The following is a 6,407-nucleotide window of genomic DNA, read 5'->3' on the forward strand; positions in this document are numbered from 1 at the left end:
GGGTTAAGCGGCAGGTGCTCGTCAGGTGTTGTCGGTGGGAGGGGTCGCCGCCGGGAGGGGGCTGTCGGCGCCGAGGGCTTCAGTCGTTGCCGCTATTGGCGCCGGTGCTGCCGCCTTTGTCGCCGGTCGCGCGGCCGTCGGTGTCTTCCCTGCCGGGGGCGTCAGCTGGCGCTATTGGCGTCGACAGACGTGCGAGGAGCGTGGGCAGGGTACGGCCGAGGAAGGCGGTGAGGTCGGGGTCGTTGGCGCTTGCCCTGCTTGCGTCCGTCCGGCCCGCAGCGCCCTCTTCGCGCGTGGTGTCCGCCTTGCCTGCGTCGCTCTCCTTGTGTGCGAGGTCTGCCCGGCTCGCGTCGTCACCCGGGCCCGCGGCGGCCACGTCAGCGTGGTTCGCGTCTGACTGGGACGCGTCGAGCGGCACCGGGCCTTCGGTCAGGGCCATGCGCATGGAGCGTGTGGCGGTGGAGAGAATGAGTTCGGTCGTGTCCTCGGGGGTGAGCAGGCACTCGCGGTCGATCGAGGCCAATCCCTCGACGAGCACGTTGCCCAGGTGCTGTTTGAAAGCGGCATAGCCGTCGCGGAGGGGAGAGGAGTCGCCGTCGGCGCGGGCAATGTAGGCGGCGAACTCGTTTTGCAGCAGGAAAACCTCCCGCGATAACGGCATAGCCCCGAGTAGGCGGGAGGCGAGTTCGGTGAGCCCCGCGGCGAGCTCGGCGTCGGTCGGCGATGCTGCTTGCGGTGGGTCGGACAGCTCTTGCGCCACCGAGTTGTCCACGAAGTGGGTGATGGCGTCCCACTGCTCCTCGGCCAGCCGCTGCACGAAGTGGTCCATGTCGGTGAAATTGGAGTAGAAGGCGCCGCGGGTGAAGCCTGCGCGGGAACAGATATCGCCCACACTCGTGCCGCCGATGCCCTTATCGGCGATGAGCGCACGGCCGGAGGCGAGCAGCAGCGCTTGGGTCTGAGCACGCCTCTCCGAGGGCGCGTCGCCAATGAGGCGCTGTACCGCCTCGCGTCGGGCAGACAGGCGTGCGCCCGCGGTTCGGATCGGGTTGTCCACGTCTCTCACTGTAATCGAGGCGGGGCGTGGTCGCTCGGCGACGGATGCCGCTGAACTCGGCCAATGCCGCCGAATCGCGAACCCCGGGGTACGCCTCATGGGCCCGGCGTCTTCGTGGGGCGTACGGCGGCGCTGGCGGACGACACTGTCGCCAGCGAAGGGGGCCGCGTCCTCGTGGGGTGTAGCCCGTCGTCGTGAATGGCATGTCGGGGTCTCCGCGCGCCGACGCCGTCGGTATTGCAATCGCGCGTCCAGCATCCAGTGTCTTGTCACCCAGGACGTTAACAGCAACACACGATACACATCTGTATTGAAGATGCCGATACACATGTGTATCGTCGGGCGGCGGAACTCAGGGGAGGCAACACACATGAAGAAACTCACCGGCTCGCGCGCTGCGAACCTCATCGTCGTGCTAGCGGTGTCGATCATCCCGCTGCTGTACGCGGGCCTGCTCACACTCGCCTATCAGAACCCCACCAACCGGCTCGGCGACATCAAGGCTGCGATCGTCAACGAGGACACCGCCTACACGGCGACCCTCGCCAACGGTGAGACCGAGACCTTCGACCTCGGCACCGACCTCACCGAGGCCCTCACCCATCCGGACGGCAGCCAGAATGTCGGCTTCACCTGGGAGCAGATGGACGCCAGCGCCGCGCAGGCGGACATGCAGACCCAGAAGGTGCGCGCGATCCTCTACATCCCCGCAGACTTCTCCGAAATCGCCTCCCGCGTCGGCAGCGATGACCCCTCCGATGCCGTGACCCAGGAACTCAAGCTCGTCACCGACGACGGCATCAACTATCTGGCCGGCACCATGGCCGCCACTGTTGCCTCTGAGCTGTCCAACCGGCTGGAGGAGCAAGGCTCCGAACGCGTCCTATCCACTCTCCTGCTGAGCGTGTCCACCATTCGTGAAGGGATGGTGGAGGCCTCCGACGGCGCCACCGCCCTGGCTTCCGGAGCCGCCACCCTCGAATCCGGCACCACCGACGCCGCCGACGGCGCCGAGCGGCTGTCCGACGGCGCCACCACGCTCACCGTCGGTATGAGCGAGCTCGCCTCCGGTGCCGTCACCCTCGCCGATGGGCTCACCACCCTCTCCTCCTCGACCTCCACCGCCGCCTCCGGCTCCCAGCAGCTGGCCGACGGCGTCGCGCGGTTGTCCGGCGGAGTGACCAGCGCCGCCGACGGCGCCACCACCCTCGCCGACGGCGCCACCACCTTGTCCGACGGCGTCTCCACCCTGGCCACGGGTGCCAGCACGGTCGACTCCGGGGCCCAGAGCGTGTCCACCGGCGCCTCCTCCGCGGCCTCCGGGGCGAGCACCCTCGCCTCAGGCGCGTCGAACCTGTCCACGGGTGCCGCGGATCTGTCCTCCGGACTGACCAACTATGTGGACGCCGTCGACCAGGCCTACTCCACCGTCACCAGCCAGATCGACCCCGGCGTCGGGAAACTGGTGACGGGACTGAGCCTTCTGTCCACGAACGTCGGGGAGTCGACCGACTCCTACAACGCCGGCCAGCAGACGCTGTACGGCGCCGCGAACGACCTCGTCTCGGGTGCCGCTGCAGCCGTGAGCGGGATCGGTTCCGCCACCGACTCCGCGGCGGGCGGCCAGCAAACCCTGTACGGGGCCGTCAACGACTACACCAGCGGCGTGTCCACCGCGCAGGCTGGAGCCGGTCAGGTGTCCGCGGCGCTCTCGGCCGCCTACCAGCAGTGCGTGACCGACCACGGCGAGACGGACGCGACCTGCCAGGCCATCGCCCAGGCGGCCGGCGGCCTCGGCAGCAGCGAGGACACCGCCCAGTCCGGGACGGTGCTCGGCGGGCTCAACACCCTGGCCGCCTCATCCGCGAACGTGACCGGCGCCGTCGGCCAGGTCGCCTCCGGCGCCGATCAGCTCTCAGGCGGCGCCACCAAGATGCAGAGCTCCGTCGGCACCCTGGCCGACTCGGCCGATCAGCTCTCCACCGGTGCCAACGCACTCTCCGACGGTCTCGGCTCGGACACCGACGTGTACAACCCCGCCACCGGCAGCGGTCGGACGCTCACCGGCGTGCTGGCCACCCTGTCCTCCCAGGGCTCCACACTGACCTCCGGCGCTTCCGCCCTCGACGCCGGCGCGTCCCAACTCGCCACCGGATCCAGCGACCTGTCGACCGGCCTGAATACGCTGTCGGCCGGCGCGAGCTCCCTCTCCGCGGGCACCTCGCAGTTGGCCACCGGCGCGAATTCCGTCAACTCGGGCGCTCAGCGGCTGGCGACCGGGGCGGACACCTTGTCCACCGGCCTGGATACGCTCAATAGCGGCGCCTCCACCGCCGCCACCTCCTCCCAGACGCTCGCCGACGGCCTCGCGCGCCTGGCCTCCGGCGCTGCTACCGCCTCCACCGGCGCCGACACCCTCTCCACGGGCCTGGGAACCGCGTCCACGGGAGCGACCACCCTTGCCGACGGCGCCGACACCCTCAGTGATGGCCTCACCCGGCTGCAGAGCGGCGCCACCACCCTCGCCGACGGCGCCGACACCCTGTCCACCGGTCTGGCCGACGGCGTGGAGCGGATCCCCGACTACACCGCCTCCCAGCGGCAAACCATGACCGACGTCGGCGCGGACGCCGCAGACGTGGATGCCGTCCGCGACAACGCGGTGGCTAACAACGGTGCGGGCTTCACCCCGATGTTTATGAGCCTGGCCCTGTGGGTTGGCGCCATCGCCCTGTTCCTGGTTCTGCCGGCGCTGGACAAGCGCAACCACGGTGAGCGCTGGTACGCCTCCGCGTTCCGCCCCGCCACCACCGCTGCCCTGCTCGCCGTCGCCCAGGCCATCATCATGATGGTGGCGGTCAACGCCGCCGGAGAGATCCACGCCGCCAACCTCGTGGGCCTGTGTGCCATGGCTATCGCCGCCTCGCTCACCTTCGTCGCCATCAACCAGGCCTGTGTGGCCACGCTTGCCTTCCGCGGTCGCTTCGTGTCCATCATCCTGCTCAGCCTGCAGATCACCTCCATGGGCGCGACCTTCCCGATCGAGACCACGCCGCGCTTCTTCCAATGGATTCACCCCTACCTGCCGATGAGCTACACCCAGCTCGCCTTCCGGCGACTCATCGCCGGCGGTGGTGTGGACGGGATCTACCTCAAGACGCTCGCGGTGCTGGCCGTCTGGGCGCTCATCGCCTGGGCCTTCATCCTCCTGGGTGCCCGCCTGCGCCGTGGTCCCAAGCCGCTGCCGGAAGACAACGCCCTGGCCCCCACGGCCGCCTAAGCGGCCGCCGACGCCGGGCCGGGTGCCGGTGCCGGGTGCCGGTGTCGGTGCTGGTGCCGGTGTCAGTGCCAGCGCCGACACCCGGTAGCGTCCGGCCCCTCTCACCGAAACCGGCACAAGTAACGTGTCGAGACCGGCACTAATGACGTGTCGAAACCGGTCGATGTGGTTGTCGTGGCCGGTGCGCGCCGACGTCGAGGGGTTGGCTGGGGCTGGGTACGGGCTTCCCTGCGCGGGCCCACCCGGTCAGGACGCGGGCGACTGCAGCGCCAACGGCCGGGGCATCGACGTCCGGGCATGCCGTGTCGGGGTCGAATACGACCCTTTGCGCCCCAGACCCCACATGAACCGGAGGTCCGGGGTCGAAAGGGGCGTATTCGCGCACCACCTGCCACAACACACCCGAACAACGTCCCTCGCCGCAAACGGGCCTTGACCCTGTTTGTTGGACACGCTGATTCCGGCCCTGTGGGGCTGGGGAGAGCGAGATGATCTGACCATGGCAAGGAAGAGTTACTCCGATGAGTTCCGTCGTGAGGCGGTGGACTTGTATGAGACGACACCGGGGGCGACGGTGCGCGGGATCGCCCAGGACCTGGGCGTGTCCCGGGGCACGCTGCGCGACTGGCTGCGCCAGTGGGGCACCGGACGCAAGACCGGACCGGACGGGGCGCCCGCTCCCAGCCCCCTCAAACCCAAGACGGGGACACCTGCACGGTCGACTGCCGGAGCACCGGCTGAGGAGTCGGTGGAGGAGAAGATCGCCCGTCTGGAGGCCGAGAACGCCACATTGCGGGCGGAGAAGGTCAAGCTGACCCGGGAGCGGGAGATTCTCCAGCAGGCGGCCAAGTATTTCGCGGGGGAGACGATCTGGTGAGCCGCTTCCAGTTCGTCGCCGACCATGCAGCCACCCATGGGGCGGGAGCGGCTGTGTGAATTGCTGGAGGTCGCTCGTTCCTCCTACTACGCCTGGAAGGCCAGCGTCCCCAGACGAGCCGAGCGGGCCGCGGCGGATGCTGCCCTGACCGAGCGGATCCGGGCCATCAACGCCGCCGACCGTTCCATGGGCGCCCCCAGGATCACCGCCGAACCAGGCGACGGAATCGACAAGGGCTCCGACAATCGCGTGAACCGCAAGCGGGTGGCCCGTCTCATGCGTTCCAATAACATCGTCGGCTACCACAAGCGGCGGCGGGCGCGTACCACCGTTCCCGACCAGGCCGCGTCGAAGTACCCCGACCTGCTGGAGCGGGACTTCACCACCGACGCACCCAACCGCAAGTACGTCGGGGATATCACCTACCTGCCGCTGGCCGATGGGAGCAACTTGTACTTGGCCACCGTGATCGACTGCTACAGCAGGCGCCTGGTCGGCTGGGCGGTACGCGATCACATGCGCACGTCCCTCGTGGTCGACGCCCTACAGGCGGCCGCGCGTGAGCGCGGGAGCCTGAAGGGCGCGATCTTCCACTCCGACCACGGCAGCGTCTACACCTCCAAGGACTTCGCCGCCGCCTGTAAGACCCTCGGGGTCACCCAGTCGATGGGGGCGGTGGGTAGTAGTGCCGACAACGCCCTGGCGGAGTCGTTCAACGCCACGTTCAAGCGGGAAGTCCTCACCGGCGAGCGCTGCTGGCCCGACAACCTGACCTGCCGGCGGCAGGCATTCAAGTGGCTGACCCGCTACAACACCGTCCGCAGGCACTCCTACTGCGGCAACCTGCCCCCGAACACCTACGAGAACCACTACACCCCCGCAGCACCTCCAGCTATGCTGGAGCACGCCGCATGAACCAAACCCTCGTGTCCACACAACAGGGACAAGCCCCAACCTCCCCACGAGTCCCTGCCACACCACATCGAGAAACGGCCAGCAAGCACCCACATACACAGTCGGCACCCCGGGCGCCGCGGACGTTGAACCACAACAGCCCCGCCACGTCATTAGTGCCGGTTTCGGCACGTTACTTGTGCCGGTTTCGGCATGTCATTTGTGCCGGTTTCGGCACGTTACTTGTGCCGGTTTCGGCATGTCATTTGTGCCGGTTTCGGCACGTTACTTGTGCCGGT

Annotated in this window: 2 protein-coding genes and 1 pseudogene; 2 read left to right on the forward strand and 1 reads right to left on the reverse strand. The window is 68.6% G+C overall.

The features are described 5' to 3' along the window. Nucleotides 1–79: 79 nt before the first annotated feature. On the reverse strand, nt 80–1,057 hold the full coding sequence (locus RWX45_RS02125; protein WP_316022140.1) for a TetR/AcrR family transcriptional regulator: 978 nt from the start codon (nt 1,055–1,057) through the stop codon (nt 80–82). Nucleotides 1,058–1,427: 370 nt separating this feature from the next. Between RWX45_RS02125 and RWX45_RS02130 the strand changes: the two genes are divergently transcribed. Beyond that, nucleotides 1,428–4,337 (forward strand): YhgE/Pip domain-containing protein, encoded by a 2,910-nt coding sequence (locus tag RWX45_RS02130; RefSeq protein ID WP_316022141.1) that lies wholly within the window; start codon nt 1,428–1,430, stop codon nt 4,335–4,337. A 499-nt stretch (nt 4,338–4,836) separates the two neighbouring features. Then, nucleotides 4,837–6,129: pseudogene (locus RWX45_RS02135) on the forward strand (IS3 family transposase). The last annotated feature ends 278 nt before the right edge of the window (nt 6,130–6,407 follow it).

The organism is Actinomyces sp. MRS3W, from assembly GCF_032465695.1.
Classification (GTDB): domain Bacteria; phylum Actinomycetota; class Actinomycetes; order Actinomycetales; family Actinomycetaceae; genus Actinomyces.

Excerpts from the sequence above, each read along its gene's own strand:
- RWX45_RS02130 (WP_316022141.1), top strand. The coding sequence starts at position 1,428 with ATGAAGAAACTCACCGGCTCGCGCGCTGCGAACCTCATCGTCGTGCTA.